A 15,447-nucleotide genomic window follows, 5' to 3' on the forward strand; every position below is an offset into this window, starting at 1 on the left:
CATGCGCCTTCGCGCCGGCAGGCCCCACCTCGATGCCCACGCCCGCCTCTTCGACGCGCCCGCCGCCGACGCCGACAGCCCGCTGACCGTCACGTGGGCCGGCGTCACCACCCTGCTGGTCGACGACGGCACGTCGGCGCTGATGACCGACGGCTTCTTCTCCCGGCCCGGCCTGCTGTCGGTCGGGCTGCGCCGGATCGCGCCGTCACCGCCGCGCGTGGACGGCTGCCTCGCCCGGCTCGGTGTGCAGCGGCTCGACGCCGTGCTGCCGGTGCACACCCACTTCGACCACGCGCTCGACTCCGCGCTGGTCGCCGAGCGCACCGGCGCCGCGCTGGTCGGCGGCGCGTCGGCCGCCCAGGTCGGCCGCGGCCACGGACTGCCCGCCGACCGGCTGCTGGTCGCCGAACCCGGGACGGCGATGACGCTCGGCGCCTACCGCGTCACGCTTCTCGAGTCGGAACACTGCCCGCCCGACCGGTTTCCGGGTGCGATCACCGAACCCGTCACGCCGCCGGTGCGGGCGTCGGCCTACCGCTGCGGCGAGGCCTGGTCGACGATGATCGAGCACTCCCCCACGGGCCGGCGGCTGCTGATCGTGGGCAGCGCCGGCTTCGTGCCCGGCGCACTCGACGGCAGCAAGGCCGACGTGGTCTACCTCGGGGTCGGCCAGCTCGGCGTGCAGCCGGAGCGCTACCTCGTCGACTACTGGACCCACGTGGTGCGCGCGGTCGGCGCCCGCCGCGTCGTGCTCATCCACTGGGATGACTTCTTCCGGCCTCTGCACCTGCCGCTGCGGGCGCTGCCCTACGCCGGCGACGACCTCGACTTCTCGGTGCGCGTGCTCACCCGGCTCGCCGCAGCCGACGGCGTGCCGCTGCACCTGCCGACACTGTGGCAGCGCGAGGATCCCTGGCTCACCTGATCCGGACATACGAAGGCGGCAGCGGCATCCCGAGGTCGGCCAGCACCGCCCGCAGCCGGGTCGGGTAGTCGGTGATGATGCCGTCGGCGCCCGCGGCGATCTGCGCACGCATCGCGCCCTCGTCGTTGATCGTCCACGGGATCACCCGCAGGCCCGCCGCGTGCGCCCGGTCGACGAACGCCCGGTCGGCCACCAGCGCGAAGCCGGGATCGGCGGGCGTCTGCCCATAGGGCACCGAGTAGCCCGGCGACAGGATGTTCGCGCCGACCTGCTGCGCCGCGGCGATCGGGTCGGGCGTCGCCTCCGGGTCGATGCCGGCCAGCCACGGCGAGCCGGGCACCCAGGTGGTCTCGTCCCACAGCGCCACCAGCGGGATCGACGGCTCTGCCCGGCGCACCATCGGCAGCGTGCGCCAGTCGAAACTCTGGATGTCGACCCGGCCGACCTTGCCCGCCGCCCGCACCGCCGCGAGGATCACGTCCACGAAGACCTCCGGCGGCGCCGACTCCTCGGGGTGTTCGGCCTCCACCTTGGTCTCGATGTTGAACCGCACGTCGGCCCCGAAGTCGTCGGCGAGGGCGAACACCTCCGGCAGGACGGCGATCCTGTTGCCCCGCACCACTTCGGCATCCGGATAACCGGCCAGCAGCTTCCCGCAGTCGAGGGTGCGAATCTGGGCGAGGGTGAGGTCACGCACCAGCTTGCCGACGTAGGGGAACTGCGGGTCGCCGGGGAACGCAGGGGCGGTGTCCGCGCACTTCTCCGGTGCGATCCGCGGGTCGTGCCAGACCAGCGGCTGGTCGTCCCTGGTGACGACGATGTCGAGTTCGAGTGTGCTGACCCCCAGTTCGAGCGCCTTGGTGAACGCGCGCAGCGACTCCTCGGTGGTCTCGCCGCGACCACCCCGGTGCGCCTGCAGATCGAAGCCCGACGGCTGCGCGGCGGCAGGGGGTGCGCCGCCGAACGCGACCGTGGCGGCGACGAGCATGATGAGGGTGGCAGCTCTGCGCATGGCTGAGACGTTATCGGCGCCGGCGCAGCCGCAGGCAGGCTCGAGGCGGACCAACGCAGTTTCGTCATCGAAAGTTCGGAAGGATGTCACGCGCGTTGGCCATGAGCCTGCTGCTGCTCGCCGTCGTGCTGGCGTTCGCGGTGGTCCGCCCGCGAGGGCTGCCCGAGGCGGTCGTCGCCGTGCCCGCCGCGGCGCTGCTGGTCGGCATCGGCACGATCTCACTCGACGACGCCGCCACCGAGATCCGGGAACTGCTGCCGGTTGTCGGGTTCCTGGCCGCGGTGCTGGTGCTGTCGCGGCTGTGCGACGACGAAGGGCTGTTCCACGCCGCCGGTGTGCTGATGGCCCGGGTCAGCGCAGGCGATCCGCGGCGCCTGCTGCGGATGGTGTTCGTCGTCGCGGCCGCCGTCACCGCGGTGCTGAGCCTGGACGCCACCGTCGTCCTGCTGACGCCGGTGGTGATCGCCACCGCGGCGACCCTGTCGATACCGGCGCGGCCCCACGCCTATGCCACCGCCCATCTGGCCAACAGTGCGTCGCTGCTACTGCCGGTGTCCAACCTGACCAATCTGCTGGCATTCGCGGCGGCCGGACTGTCGTTCACCCGGTTCGCCGCACTGATGGCGTTGCCCTGGCTGGTCACGATCCTCGTCGAGTTCGCGCTGCTGCGCTGGTTCTTCGCCCGCGATCTGGCCGTCACACCGCGGCACGCCGACCACCCGCCGCCTGCGGAGGTGCCGGTGTTCGTGCTCGTGGTGCTGGCGCTCACGCTGCTCGGCTTCGCGCTCACCTCGCTGGCCGGGCTGGCACCGGCCTGGACGGCACTGGCCGGGGCGGTGGTGCTCGGCCTGCGCAGCCTCGCGCAGCGCCGGAGTTCGGTGGCCGGCATCGCGCGAGCGGTCAACGTGCCGTTCCTGGCGTTCGTGCTGGCGCTCGGCGTGGTGGTCAAGGCGGTGATGGTGCACGGCCTCGACGACGCGATGCGCGACGTGCTGCCCGGCGGCCACACCCTGCCCGCGCTGCTGGGGATCGCGGCCGTCGCCGCGGTGCTGTCCAACGTCGTCAACAACCTGCCCGCGGTGCTGGTGCTGCTCCCGCTCATCGCAGGCGCAGGTCCGGCCGCCGTGCTCGCGGTGCTGATCGGGGTCAACATCGGGCCCAACCTCACCTACGTGGGATCGCTGGCGAACCTGCTGTGGCGCAACGTGATCCGCAGACACGACATCCCGGCGGGCGCGCTCGCGTTCAGCCGGGTCGGAGTGGTCACCGTGCCGCTGACACTGGTCGCCGCGGTGGTCGCACTCTGGGCCGGAATCCGGCTGATCGGCGTCTGAGCCGTGGCGTACCGAGCGGATCCGGCCGGGACTGGGCACAATTGCACCCGTGGTGACGTTCAGCAGATACGTCGCGATCGGAGACTCCTTCACCGAAGGGGTCGGTGACCCGCATCCGGGCAGCAGGAACGGGCTGCGCGGCTGGGCCGACCGGGTGGCCGCCCACCTCGCCGAGGACCATCCGGGCTTCCGGTACGCCAACCTCGCCGTGCGTGGCCGGGTGATGGACGACATCGTGGCCGAGCAGATCCCGCTGTGCGCGCTGCTCGAACCCGACCTGGTCACCGTGTACGCGGGCATGAACGACCTGATGGCGCTGGCCGTCGACACCGACGCGGTGATGGCCCGCTACGCCGAAGGGCTCAAGGCGCTGCAGCAGACCGGCGCGGTGGTGCTCGCCTTCACCGCACCCGACCTCGGCGCCAAGCCGCTGTTCCGCGGACTGCGCGGCCGCGCCGCCATCTACAACGAACTGCTGCGCACCACCACCGACGACCTCGGCATCGGCCTGGTGGACTTCTGGCGGTTCGACGAGTTCCGCGACCCGCTGCTGTGGGACGGCGATCGAGTGCACCTCTCGCCGCTCGGCCACGAGGTGATGGCGGCGCGGGTGCTCGAGGCACTCCCGGACACCGGGTCGCGCGCGGCGCCGGTACCGAACTTCGTCCCCGCCCCGACATCTGGCGCCGACGTGTACACCAATGTCCGGTGGGCGATCTCGTTCGCCGCACCGTGGGCGATCCGGCGGCTGCGACGGATGACACCGGGGGCGGGCATCGAGCCGAAGTCGAACACGCTCATCAGCGTCGGCTGACGTGGTGTCCGCATGCCGGCGTTCACGCACCATTGAGGTGCCGTTCGCAATGGCCGAGTAGCACGGCTGACGTGCCCGACGATCCTGACTCCGCCGCCCCGCGCGTCGGCGGACTCCACCTGCAGTTCGGCGCCGACGCCGCGACCGAGGTCGTCGTGTCCTGGCACACCGCGGCGCCGGTGCGCCACCCGCGCGTGCACTACGGCACGCCCGCCGACGGGTTCCGCGAGGTGGCCGACGCCGAGACGACCGGCTACCGGGATGCCATGTCGGGCACGGAGATCCTGGCCCACCACGCCCGGCTGACCGGGCTGCGGCCCGGCACGAACTACGTCTACGCCGCCGTGCACGACGGCGCCGAGCCCGCGCTGGGCACCGTGCGCACCGCCCCTCGCGGCCGGGTCCCGCTGCGGTTCACCAGCTTCGGCGACCAGGGCAGCCCGATGCTCAACGCCGCACGCAAGGGCCGCTTCGTCAGCGACAGCATCGGCTCACCCGCCGCGGGTGACATCACCGCGGCCGTCGAGCGGACCCGGCCGCTGTTCAACCTCTGCAACGGCGATCTGGCCTACGCCAACCTGTCGGGCGACCGGATCCGGGCCTGGTCGGATTGGCTGGAGAACAATTCCCGCTCGGCCAGGCACCGGCCGTGGATGCCCGCCGCGGGCAACCACGAGAACGAACTGGGCAACGGCCCGGTCGGCTATGCGGCCTACCAGTCCTACTTCGCGCTGCCCGCCTCCGGCGCCGGGCCCGGCCTGCGCGGGCTCTGGTATGCGTTCACCGCCGGTGCGGTCCGGGTGATCAGCCTCAACAACGACGACGTCTGCTACCAGGATGCGGGCAACTCCTACATCCGCGGCTACTCCGGCGGCGCCCAGAAGCGTTGGCTGGAGGGCGAACTCGCGCGTACTGCCGCGGACGGCGACATCGACTGGATCGTGGTGTGCATGCACCAGACGGCGGTGTCGACCGGCGACGGCACCAACGGCGCCGACCTCGGCGTCCGGGAGAACTGGTTGCCGCTGTTCGACCGCTACGGCGTCGACCTGGTGCTGTGCGGCCACGAGCACCACTACGAACGCAGCCATCCGTGCCGCGGCACCCTGCCCACCGGCGTGCTGACACCCCGCCCGGTCGGCGCCGACCCGCTGACCGTCGACACCAGCAGCGGCACCGTGCACGTGATGGCCGGTGCGGGCGGCACGTCGGTGCCGTCGAACCGGATGCTCTTCCCCGACGCGCGGTGTCGTGTTCTCGTCGGCGTCGGCGAGGTGGACCCGGTGTCGGGCCTGCGGGTGCCCCGCTACGTCGAGGAGGCCGCGGTGTGGTCAGCGGTGCGCGACGTCGAGAATCCCTGCGGATTCCTGGTGTTCGATGTCGATCCCGGCCCGCCCGGCGGGCCGACCACGATGACGGGCACCTATCTCGCCGTGCGCGGACCGTACGGCGACACCGAGGTGGTGGACCGGTTCGTGTTGACCCGGCCCCGACGCGGATAGGTCAGCTGCGCCGCTGGCGGGCGATCTCGGCGAGCACCACGCCTGCGGCCACCGACGCGTTCAGCGACTCGGTCGGCCCGGCCATCGGGATCGACACCACGGCGTCGCAGGTCTCGCGGACCAGCCGTGAGAGCCCCTTGCCCTCGGAACCCACCACGACCACCATCGGCCCGGTGCCCTCGAGCTCGTCGACCGTGATGTCGCCGTCGGCGTCGAGCCCGACCACCTGGAGACCGGCGTCGGACCACGACTTCAGCGTGCGGGTCAGGTTGGTGGCCCGGCTCACCCGCAGGCGGGCCGCGGCGCCCGCGCTGGTGCGCCACGCGACGGCGGTGACCGAGGCCGAGCGGCGCTGCGGGATCAGCACACCGTGGCCGCCGAACGCCGACACCGACCGCACGATCGCGCCGAGGTTCCGCGGATCGGAGATGTTGTCCAGCGCGACCAGCAGCGGCGGCTCGTCGGCGGCCTTGGCCGCTTTCAACAGGTCGTCGGGATGGGCGTAGTCGTAAGGCGGCACCTGCAGGCCGAGCCCCTGGTGCAGGGTGAACCCGCTCATCCGGTCAAGGTCGGAACGCGGCACCTCGAGGATGGAGATGCCGGCGTCGGCGGCGATCTGCACCGCCTCGGTCAGGCGTTCGTCGTTGTCGGCGCCCAGTGCCACGTACAGCGCCGTCGCAGGCACCCCCGCCCGCAGGCACTCCACCACCGGATTGCGGCCCAGCACGAGTTCTGTGGTGTCCTCGGGCTTCTTCTGCCTGCCCTGCTGTGACCTCGCGGCCTTGGCGGCACGTTTCGCCGCCGGGTGGCTCGGCCGCTGATTCGCCGGCGGCGTCGCGCCGCGGCCCTCGAGGCCCCGTCTGCGCACCCCGCCCGAACCGACCGTCGGCCCCTTCTTGGTGCCTTCCTTGCGTACCGCGCCGCGTCGCCTGGAATTACCCGCCATGGTCAGTCGTCCTTGCTGTGGCCGTCGAGCAGCGTCCACTGGGGACCGTCGGCGGTGTCGGTGACCTCGATGCCGGCCTCTTTGAGGCGGTCGCGGATCTGGTCGGCGGTGGCCCAGTCCCGGCCGGCGCGCGCCTCGGCGCGGCCGGCCAGCGCCCACTGCACCAGCACGTCGACCGCGGCCAGCGCGGCCGTCGTCTCGTCGCGGGACTCCCAGCGCTCGTCGAGCGGGTCGCACCCGAGGATGCCCATCATCGCCCGGATGGCGCGGGCGTGGCCCATCGCCGTCTCGTGGTCGCCGGACTCGAGCGCCCGGTTGCCCTCGGCGCGGGCGGCGTGCACCTCGGCCAGCGCGGCGGGCACGGCCAGGTCGTCGTCGAGAGCGGCGGCGAATCTCGGCGTCCAGTCGCCGGGCACCACGGTGCCGACGCGGCTGCACACCCGGTGCAGGAAGTCCTCGATGCCGGTGTAGGCCTTCACCGCGTCCTGCAGTGCGTTCTCGGAGAACTCCAACATCGACCGGTAATGCGCGCTGCCCAGGTAGTACCGCAGTTCCGCGGGCCGGACCCGTTGCAGGACAGCGGGAATGGAGAGCACGTTGCCCAGCGACTTGCTCATCTTCTCGCCGCCCATGGTGACCCAGCCGTTGTGCAGCCAGTAACGGGCGAAGCCGTCGCCGACCGCCTTGGCCTGGGCGATCTCGTTCTCGTGGTGGGGGAACACCAGATCCATTCCGCCCGCGTGGATGTCGAACTCGGCGCCGAGATAGGACTCGCACATCGCCACGCACTCGGTGTGCCAGCCCGGGCGGCCGGGTCCCCACGGCGTCGGCCACGACGGCTCGCCGGGTTTCGCGCCCTTCCACAGCGTGAAGTCACGCTGGTCGCGCTTGCCGGTGGCGACGCCCTCACCCTGGTGGACGTCGTCGATGCGGTGCCCCGACAGCCTGCCGTAGTCCGGATAGCTGGCCACGTCGAAGTACACGTCGCCGTCACCGGTGTAGGCGTGCCCCTGGTCGATGAGCCGCTCGATCAGCTCGACCATCTGGGTGATGTGCCCGGTCGCGCGGGGTTCGGCCGACGGCGGCAACACGCCGAGGGCGTCGTAGGCGGCCGAGAACGCCCGCTCGAAGGTGGCCGCCCACTCCCACCACGGCCGGCCGGCGTCGGCCGCCTTGTTCAGGATCTTGTCGTCGATGTCGGTGACGTTGCGGATGAACGCGACGTCGTAGCCCTTGGCGGTGAGCCAGCGGCGCAGCACGTCGAAGGCGACGCCGCTGCGGACGTGTCCGATGTGCGGAAGGCCCTGAACCGTTGCGCCACATAGATAGATCGACACGTGCCCGTCGCGCAGCGGGACGAAGTCGCGCACGCCACCGGTCCAGGTGTCGTGGAGGCGGAGGTCGCCTCCGGCGCGGGCTTCGGTCACGACGCGCCAGCTTACCGGCAGGTTTACGACATTCCGGCATCGGCGACGACAAGAGCCGTCGCGATCGCCGCCAGCCCCTCGCCGCGCCCGGTGAGTCCGAGGCCGTCGGTGGTGGTCGCCGACACCGACACGGGCGCGTCGAGCAGCTCGGTCAGCAACTGCTGAGCCTCCGCCCGCCGCGGCCCGATCTTGGGCCTGTTGCCGATGACCTGCACGGCGGCGTTGCCCACGCGGAAGCCCTCGGCCCGCAGCAGACCGTGCACGTGGCGCAACATGTCCGCCCCGCCGACGCCCCGCCACTCCTCACGGCCGGTGCCGAACACCGAGCCCAGGTCGCCGAGCCCGGCCGCCGAGAGCAGCGCGTCGCACAGCGCGTGCGCGGCGACGTCGCCGTCGGAGTGTCCCTCGCAGCCGTCGTCGTCGGGAAACAACAGGCCGAGCAGCCAGCACGGCCGGCCGGCCTGCACGGGGTGCACGTCGGTGCCGAGGCCGACCCGCGGCAGGTTCATCGCGGGGCCACTCACACCCGGGCGCCCAGCAGGGCCTCGGCCAGCAGCAGGTCGTTCGGTGTGGTGATCTTGAAGGCCAGCGGGTCCCCGTCGACGGTCTGCACCTGACCGCCCATGTGCTCGACCATCGACGCGTCGTCGGTGAACCCGCCACCCACTGCGGACCGGTAGGCGCGGCGCAGCACGTCGGTGTGGAAGCCCTGCGGGGTCTGCACGGCGCGCAGTCCCGCCCGCTCCGGCGTGCCGAGCACCGCGCCGTTCGCGTCGACGGCCTTGATGGTGTCGGTCAGCGGGAGCGCAGGCACGACGGCGGTGTGGCCGTCCTGCAGTGCACGCACCACGCGCACGATCAGCGATGGTGGGGTCAGCGCGCGGGCAGCGTCATGCACCAGCACGAATTCCGCGTCGCCCACCACTTCGAGAGCCAAGCGCACGGATTCGGTGCGGTCGGCCCCGCCGGCGACGATCACCGCATGGGCGCCAAAGACCAGCTTGGCCTCGTCGGTGCGGTTCGGCGGCACCGCCACCACCACGCTGTCGACGACACCAGATTCCCGCAGGCCGGCCAGCGCGTGTTCGAGCATCGGCCGACCGGTGAGATGGACGAACGCCTTGGGCGCACCGGCCGCGAGCCGTTGACCGGACCCCGCGGCAGGCACGACCGCCACCGTGGTCATTGCGCGTCAGGACGCGGCAGCAAGCGCCTCGTCGAGAATGTTCATCGCCTTCTCGTCATCGGTGTTCTCGGCCAGTGCGAGTTCGCCGACGAGGATCTGCCGCGCCTTGGCCAGCATCCGCTTCTCGCCTGCCGACAGACCGCGCTCCTGATCCCGGCGCCACAGATCGCGAACCACCTCGGCGACCTTGTTGACGTCACCCGACGCCAGCTTCTCGAGGTTGGCCTTGTAGCGGCGCGACCAGTTGGTCGGCTCCTCGGTGTGCGGGGCACGCAGCACCTGGAAGACCTTGTCCAGGCCCTCCTGTCCGACCACATCGCGAACGCCCACATATTCGGCGTTGTCGGCGGGCACTCGAACGGTCAGATCACCCTGGGCGACCTTCAGGACGAGGTATTCCTTCGCCACACCCTTGATCGTCCGGGTTTCGATCGCATCGATCAACGCAGCACCGTGATGTGGGTAAACAACGGTGTCTCCGACCTTGAAAATCATCAGTTTCGAGCCCCTTTCACGTGTCCATGTTAACACGACGCGCGGACAGGCGGGGATCAACGATGCAGGTCAGGGGCGTTGACCGGGAAGACCAGGGGTTGACAGAGCCAGGAATCCGTGCAAGGCAACCCTTGCCTGGGCGACCCGCACCGGCCTTGCGCGCAAACACCCTCCGCCCTGCGGTACCGCCCGCTCACCGCACCTACTACTCTGCATAGTCGAACGGCATGTCGTCGGTCCGTCGTCGTCGGACCCGCACCCAGGAGGCTCGAGTGAACCGCTTCGGACTGCGCGCTTCGGCGGTCACCACCGGCCTGGCCGTCGCCGGGCTGGCCGCGACCCTGACACTCAGCGGATGCAGCGCCGGGCAGATCGCCCAGACGGCCACCCAGGAGCCCGCGATCAACGGCGTCAGCGCAAACGCCGGTGAGATCTCGCTGCGCAACGTGCACCTGCGGGCCCCGCAGACATCCGACTACGTGCGCCCGGGCAGCGATGCCGAACTGCTCTTCGTGGCCGCCAACAACTCCCCCGACGTCAACGACAAGCTGGTGTCCATCCGGTCCGACGTCGCGACCGTCACCCTGGCCGGGGACGCCCAGGTGCCCGCGGGTGGCGCCCTGATCGTCGGCGAGCCCGACGGGCAGATCGCGCCGCTGGAGGCCGTCGAGGCCGCCGACACCGTCACCGCCGAGGTGACGCTGACCAAGCCGATCTCCAACGGCCTGACCTACGACTTCGAGTTCACCTTCGAGCGCGGCGGCAAGACCACCGTCGCGGTGCCGATCTCCGCCGGCGAACAACAGCGCCGCGACGATCCCGGCCAGCTCGACAACGAAGGCGACGAAGGACACGGCGCCGGACACTGACGTTCTGTCGGTCGCGCGGGATACCGTCGACCTGTGGCAAGAGCGCGCGCGCAGTACCGCTGCTCGGAGTGCCGGCACATCACCGCCAAGTGGGTCGGCCGCTGCGCTGAGTGCGGCACCTGGGGCACCGTCGAAGAGGTAGCGCTCCTCGCGCCCGTCCGGACCGGCCAGCTCGGCGGCGCCGGCACGGCGCTGCGCATGCCCGGCTCCCCCGCGGTGCCCATCAGCACCATCTCCGCGGGCACCACGCGCCATGTCGACACCGGCGTCGCCGAACTCGACCGGGTGCTGGGCGGTGGGCTGGTCCCTGGCTCGGTGACACTGCTGGCCGGCGAGCCGGGCGTCGGCAAGTCGACGCTGCTGCTCGAGGTCGCCCACCGGTGGGCCGCGGCAGGCCGGCGCGCGCTGTACCTGTCCGGTGAGGAGTCGGCCGGCCAGGTCCGGTTGCGCGCCGAACGCACCGGCTGCACCCACGACGAGCTGTACCTGGCCGCCGAATCCGACCTGTCGACCGCGCTCGGCCACATCGACGCGGTGCAGCCGACGCTGGTGATCGTCGACTCGGTGCAGACCATGACCAGCGCCGAGACCGACGGCGTCCCCGGCGGGGTGACGCAGGTGCGGGCGGTCACCACCGCGCTCACCTCCTATGCCAAGACCAGCGGTGTCGGGGTGCTGCTGGTCGGGCATGTGACCAAGGACGGCGCCATCGCGGGGCCGCGGTCGCTGGAACACCTGGTCGACGTGGTGCTGCACTTCGAAGGGGACCGGGCGTCGACGCTGCGGATGGTGCGCGGCGTCAAGAACCGGTTCGGCGCCGCCGACGAGGTGGGCTGTTTTCAGTTGCACGACACCGGGATCGAGGGGGTCGCCGACCCGTCCGGACTGTTCCGCGACCAGCGCACCACACCCGTGCCGGGCACCGCCGTCACCGTCACCCTCGACGGCAAACGGCCGCTGATCGGTGAGGTGCAGGCGCTGGTCGGTGCGCCGACCGCGGCGATGCCGCGGCGCGCGGTCAGCGGCATCGACTCGGCCCGCGCCGCGATGATCGCCGCCGTACTCGACAAGCACCTCCGCCTCGGCGTCGGTAGCCAGGACATCTACCTGTCCACCGTCGGCGGCATGCGGCTCACCGACCCGTCGGCGGACCTCGCCATCGCGCTCGCGATGGCCTCGGCGCGCAAGGACCTGGCCATGCCCGCCGACTCGGTGGTGATCGGCGAGGTGGGGCTGGCCGGTGATCTGCGCCGGGTCACCGGGATGGACCGCCGGCTCGCCGAGGCGGCCCGGCTGGGCTTCACCTCGGCCGTGGTGCCCGCCGGATTGAAGTCCGTCCCGAAGGGGATGCGCGTGCTGCACGCCGACAACATCGGCGCGGCATTGCGGGTGCTGCGCCGGATCGCGGACAATAGCGCCCGATCCGAGGAGTAGCCATGGCAGTGAAGTCGACCGGCCGGACCGGCCGCACCGGGCGCAACGTGGTGCCACTGACGCGTCCGACGCTGCGGGAGACGCTGGGCAGGCTCGCACCCGGGACCCCGCTGCGCGACGGCCTGGAGCGCATCCTGCGCGGCCGCACCGGCGCGTTGATCGTCCTCGGCTACGACGACAGCGTCGAGGTCATCTGCGACGGCGGGTTCGAACTCGACATCCGCTACGCGCCCACCCGGCTGCGTGAGCTGTCCAAGATGGACGGCGCGGTGGTGCTGTCCACCGACGGCAGCCGCATCCTGCGCGCGAACGTGCAGCTGGTGCCCGATCCGTCGATCCCCACCGACGAGTCCGGCACGCGGCACCGCTCGGCCGAGCGCACCGCCATCCAGACCGGGTATCCGGTGATCTCGGTGAGCCACTCGATGAGCATCGTCACCGTCTACGTCGCCGGCGAGCGGCACGTCGTCCCCGACACCCCGACCATCCTGTCGCGGGCCAATCAGACGATCGACACCCTGGAGCGCTACAAGACCCGGCTCGACGAGGTGAGCAGGCAGCTGTCCACCGCCGAGATCGAGGACTTCGTGACGCTGCGCGACGTGATGACCGTGGTGCAGCGGCTGGAGATGGTGCGCCGGATCAGCCTCGAGATCGACGCCGACGTGGTGGAACTCGGCACCGACGGCCGTCAGCTCAAGCTCCAGCTCGAGGAATTGGTCGGCGACAACGACACCGCCCGCGAGCTGATCGTGCGCGACTATCACGCCAACCCCGATCCGCCGTCCCCGGCGCAGGTCGGCGCCACGTTGGAGGAGCTGGACGGGCTGTCGGACGCGGAGCTGCTCGACTTCACCACGCTGGCAAGGGTTTTCGGCTACCCGTCCACCCCGGAGGCGCAGGACTCGGCGATGAGCTCGCGCGGCTACCGGGCGATGGCGGGCATCCCGCGGCTGCAGTTCGCCCACGTCGACCTGCTGGTCCGGTCGTTCGGGTCGCTGCAGGGCTTGCTCGCCGCCAGCGCCGACGACCTGCAGTCGGTGGAGGGCATCGGCTCGATGTGGGCGCGCCACATTCGGGAAGGGCTGTCGTTGCTGGCCGAGTCGACGATCGCCGACCGGCTGGCCTGACCCGGCGTCAGCCGACGGGCGGCACGGGGCCGGGCGGCGCACCCACAGGCGCAGGGGCGCCCGGCTGAGCGGCCAGGATGAACGGCACCGTGGCGGACCGCAGGTTGCCCAACTGGACGATCAGGTTGTAGGTGCCCGGGCCGATCGGCTGACGGGGCAGCGGGCAGTCCGGCGCCGATCCCATTCCGGTCCAGGTGACCTCGGTGGTCACCTGCTCACCCGGGGCGAACGTCTTGACCAGGGTCTCGTTGGACGGCGCGCAGTCGAGGTTCGACCACAGCCGGGTGTTGTCCAGTGCGTAGACGTAGGCGGCCAGCACCGCGGCGCCGACGTCGCGCTGACAGGCGACCAGGCCGATGTTCGTGACGACCATGGTGAACTTCGGCTGGTCGCCGACGACGTACTCGGGCTGGCTGGTGATGCCCTTGACCGCGAGCGTGGAGTCGGGGCAGTCGTCGCCCTCCTTGAGCACCGGCGGCGGCGTCACCGCGGCGGTCGGCGTCGGCGTCGGCGGCGGGGCGGCCTGCGCCGGCGGCACGACGGGCGTCTTGATCTCGGGGTTCTCGCCCGGCAGCGGGGTGGGCGCGGCGGCGGTGGTCGGCGTCTGCTGATCTGCGGTCTCGCCACCGGAACCGCTGGTCACGATGATGATGACGAGGGCGGCGATGATGCCGATGACGAGTACGCCGACACCGAGCGCGAGCGCCCTGCGCCGCCGGTAGATCTCAGGGGGCAGCGGGCCCTGCGGTTCCACATCCAGCACAAGTTCACGGTAAGGCCAGGTCACGCATAGTCGTCCGAGGTGACTCGGCGTGTCGCGCGATGAGCGCCTGCGCGAAGAGCAGAAAGGCCCAGTCAGCCTTCGCCGATGTCGCCCACGTGGTCGCGCAGCACCACCCGCCCGTCGGACAGGTGGTAGGTCACCCCGGCGATCGCGAGCGTGCCGTCGATGATGCGCTGGGCGATCGGCGCCGACCGCACCCGCAGCTGCTGAACCGTCTCGATGACGTGCTTGGCCTCGAACTCGTCGACGCGGGTGAGGCCCTGGTTGCGGCCCAGCAGGATCGACGGCGTCACCCGCTCGACGATGTCGCGGACATACCCGCCGGGCACCTCGCCGTCGTCGAGCGCGGAGAGGGTGGCCTTCACCGCGCCGCAGCTGTCGTGGCCGAGGACGACCACCAGCGGCACGTCGAGGACGGTCACCGCGTACTCGATGGAGCCCATCACCGCCGAGTCGGCGACGTGGCCCGCGGTGCGCACCACGAACATGTCGCCGAGCCCCTGGTCGAAGATGATCTCCGCGGCCACCCTGCTGTCGGCGCAGCCGAACACCACGGCGGTGGGCTTCTGACCTGCGGCCAGGCTGGCCCGGTGCTCGATGCTCTGGCTGGGGTGTTGTGGACGGCCGGCAACGAAGCGCTCGTTACCCTCGGTGAGTGCCTTCCACGCCGACTTCGGACTCGAATTGGGCATGGCCGACATTCTGCCCGAGCGGTTCCCGGTGATCGCACCGGCCGAGCTGTTGACGTGGTACGCCCACGCGCAGCGCGATCTGCCGTGGCGCAGACCGGGCGTCAGCGCATGGCAGATCCTGGTCAGCGAATTCATGCTGCAGCAGACACCGGTGGCCCGGGTGGAACCGATCTGGCTCGACTGGATCGCGCGCTGGCCCACCCCGTCGGCCACCGCCGCGGCGGGCGTGGGCGAGGTGCTGCGGGCGTGGGGGAAGCTGGGTTACCCGCGCCGGGCGAAGCGGTTGCACGAGTGCGCGACGGTGATCGCCGCCGACCACGGCGACGAGGTGCCCGCTGACGTCGAGACGCTTTTGACGCTACCGGGCATCGGCGCCTACACCGCCCGCGCCGTCGCCTGCTTCGCCTACCGGCAGCGTGTTCCGGTGGTGGACACCAACGTCCGGCGGGTGGTGGCCAGGGCGGTGCACGGCCGGGCCGACGCCCCGGCCGGCACCCGTGACCTCGCCGACGTCGAGGCGCTGCTGCCCGACGGCGCACGGGCGCCGGTGTTCTCGGTGGCGCTGATGGAACTCGGCGCCACGGTGTGCACGGCCCGCGGCCCGCGCTGCGGGTTGTGCCCGCTCAGTGCCTGCGCGTGGAAGTCGCTGGGCTATCCCGCTGCCGTCGCGCCGGCGCGGCGGCCGCAGAAGTACGCGGGCACCGACCGCCAGTGCCGCGGCAGGCTGCTGGACGTGTTGCGCGGCAACGATTCTCCGGTGAGCCGTGCGCAGCTGGACCTGGCCTGGCTGACCGACACCGCCCAGCGCGACCGGGCACTGGACTCGCTTCTGGTCGACGGGCTGGTGGAGCAGACCGCCGACGGCCGGTTCGCACTGGCCGGCGAGGGCGGCTGAGC

16 protein-coding genes are annotated in these 15,447 nt (G+C 71.5%); 8 read left to right on the plus strand and 8 right to left on the minus strand.

Annotation, left to right across the window (positions count from 1 at the left end; translation table 11 throughout):
• The first annotated feature begins 1 nt into the window (after position 1).
• Positions 2–925, plus strand: a complete 924-nt coding sequence (locus O6P37_RS04980; RefSeq protein WP_269892994.1) for an MBL fold metallo-hydrolase — start codon at positions 2–4, stop codon at positions 923–925.
• Here O6P37_RS04980 and O6P37_RS04985 read toward each other — a convergent pair.
• Positions 918–1,937 carry a glycerophosphodiester phosphodiesterase gene (locus O6P37_RS04985; protein WP_269892995.1) on the minus strand — a complete coding sequence of 340 codons (1,020 nt, stop codon included), beginning with the start codon at positions 1,935–1,937 and terminating at the stop codon, positions 918–920. The two genes, O6P37_RS04980 and O6P37_RS04985, sit on opposite strands and share 8 nt — an antisense overlap.
• A gap of 83 nt (positions 1,938–2,020) precedes the next feature.
• On the opposite strand from O6P37_RS04985, the gene O6P37_RS04990 reads away from it, so the two are divergent.
• Genes O6P37_RS04990 through O6P37_RS05000 form a run of 3 tightly spaced genes read left to right on the plus strand, consistent with a single transcriptional unit; the run spans position 2,021 to position 5,587 of the window.
• The gene (locus tag O6P37_RS04990) at positions 2,021–3,271 is read left to right on the plus strand and encodes an SLC13 family permease (protein WP_269892996.1); all 1,251 of its coding nucleotides are present in this window, start codon (positions 2,021–2,023) and stop codon (positions 3,269–3,271) included.
• A 49-nt stretch (positions 3,272–3,320) separates the two neighbouring features.
• Positions 3,321–4,085: an SGNH/GDSL hydrolase family protein gene (locus O6P37_RS04995; RefSeq protein WP_269892997.1), complete on the plus strand. Its 765-nt coding sequence runs from the start codon at positions 3,321–3,323 to the stop codon at positions 4,083–4,085.
• Positions 4,082–5,587 carry a purple acid phosphatase family protein gene (locus O6P37_RS05000; protein ID WP_408633113.1) on the plus strand — a complete coding sequence of 502 codons (1,506 nt, stop codon included), beginning with the start codon at positions 4,082–4,084 and terminating at the stop codon, positions 5,585–5,587. Before O6P37_RS04995 ends, O6P37_RS05000 begins: the two co-directional genes overlap by 4 nt.
• A 1-nt stretch (position 5,588) precedes the next feature.
• Here O6P37_RS05000 and rlmB read toward each other — a convergent pair whose 3' ends face one another.
• Genes rlmB through O6P37_RS05025 form a run of 5 tightly spaced genes read right to left on the minus strand, consistent with a single transcriptional unit; the run spans position 5,589 to position 9,641 of the window.
• Complete coding sequence (gene rlmB, locus O6P37_RS05005) at positions 5,589–6,533, minus strand: 23S rRNA (guanosine(2251)-2'-O)-methyltransferase RlmB (RefSeq protein ID WP_269892998.1); 945 nt, start codon at positions 6,531–6,533, stop codon at positions 5,589–5,591.
• Between the two features lie 2 nt (positions 6,534–6,535).
• On the minus strand, positions 6,536–7,960 hold the full coding sequence (gene cysS, locus O6P37_RS05010; protein ID WP_269892999.1) for a cysteine--tRNA ligase: 1,425 nt from the start codon (positions 7,958–7,960) through the stop codon (positions 6,536–6,538).
• A 23-nt stretch (positions 7,961–7,983) separates the two neighbouring features.
• Positions 7,984–8,469 carry a 2-C-methyl-D-erythritol 2,4-cyclodiphosphate synthase gene (gene ispF / locus O6P37_RS05015; RefSeq protein WP_264014749.1) on the minus strand — a complete coding sequence of 162 codons (486 nt, stop codon included), beginning with the start codon at positions 8,467–8,469 and terminating at the stop codon, positions 7,984–7,986.
• An 11-nt stretch (positions 8,470–8,480) separates the two neighbouring features.
• Positions 8,481–9,146 carry a 2-C-methyl-D-erythritol 4-phosphate cytidylyltransferase gene (gene ispD, locus O6P37_RS05020; protein ID WP_269893000.1) on the minus strand — a complete coding sequence of 222 codons (666 nt, stop codon included), beginning with the start codon at positions 9,144–9,146 and terminating at the stop codon, positions 8,481–8,483.
• A gap of 6 nt (positions 9,147–9,152) precedes the next feature.
• Complete coding sequence (locus O6P37_RS05025) at positions 9,153–9,641, minus strand: CarD family transcriptional regulator (protein WP_269893001.1); 489 nt, start codon at positions 9,639–9,641, stop codon at positions 9,153–9,155.
• A gap of 272 nt (positions 9,642–9,913) precedes the next feature.
• On the opposite strand from O6P37_RS05025, the gene O6P37_RS05030 reads away from it, so the two are divergent.
• The 3 genes from O6P37_RS05030 to disA are packed head-to-tail and all read left to right on the plus strand — an operon-like array spanning position 9,914 to position 13,074.
• The gene (locus O6P37_RS05030) at positions 9,914–10,510 is read left to right on the plus strand and encodes a hypothetical protein (protein ID WP_269893002.1); all 597 of its coding nucleotides are present in this window, start codon (positions 9,914–9,916) and stop codon (positions 10,508–10,510) included.
• 33 nt (positions 10,511–10,543) lie between these two features.
• Positions 10,544–11,944, plus strand: coding sequence for a DNA repair protein RadA (radA, locus tag O6P37_RS05035; RefSeq protein WP_264014753.1), 1,401 nt, complete (start codon positions 10,544–10,546; stop codon positions 11,942–11,944).
• A 47-nt stretch (positions 11,945–11,991) separates the two neighbouring features.
• Positions 11,992–13,074: a DNA integrity scanning diadenylate cyclase DisA gene (gene disA / locus O6P37_RS05040; protein WP_264014767.1), complete on the plus strand. Its 1,083-nt coding sequence runs from the start codon at positions 11,992–11,994 to the stop codon at positions 13,072–13,074.
• 7 nt (positions 13,075–13,081) lie between these two features.
• On the opposite strand, the gene O6P37_RS05045 is transcribed toward disA, so the two are convergent.
• Both O6P37_RS05045 and O6P37_RS05050 read right to left on the minus strand, forming a co-directional pair.
• Positions 13,082–13,837, minus strand: a complete 756-nt coding sequence (locus tag O6P37_RS05045; RefSeq protein ID WP_269893003.1) for a hypothetical protein — start codon at positions 13,835–13,837, stop codon at positions 13,082–13,084.
• Positions 13,838–13,929: 92 nt separating this feature from the next.
• Positions 13,930–14,550, minus strand: coding sequence for a carbonic anhydrase (locus O6P37_RS05050; protein WP_269893004.1), 621 nt, complete (start codon positions 14,548–14,550; stop codon positions 13,930–13,932).
• On the opposite strand from O6P37_RS05050, the gene O6P37_RS05055 reads away from it, so the two are divergent.
• Positions 14,549–15,445 carry an HhH-GPD family protein gene (locus tag O6P37_RS05055; protein WP_269893005.1) on the plus strand — a complete coding sequence of 299 codons (897 nt, stop codon included), beginning with the start codon at positions 14,549–14,551 and terminating at the stop codon, positions 15,443–15,445. The genes O6P37_RS05050 and O6P37_RS05055 overlap by 2 nt on opposite strands.
• The last annotated feature ends 2 nt before the right edge of the window (positions 15,446–15,447 follow it).

Source organism: Mycobacterium hippophais (assembly GCF_027529605.1).
GTDB lineage: Bacteria > Actinomycetota > Actinomycetes > Mycobacteriales > Mycobacteriaceae > Mycobacterium > Mycobacterium arseniciresistens.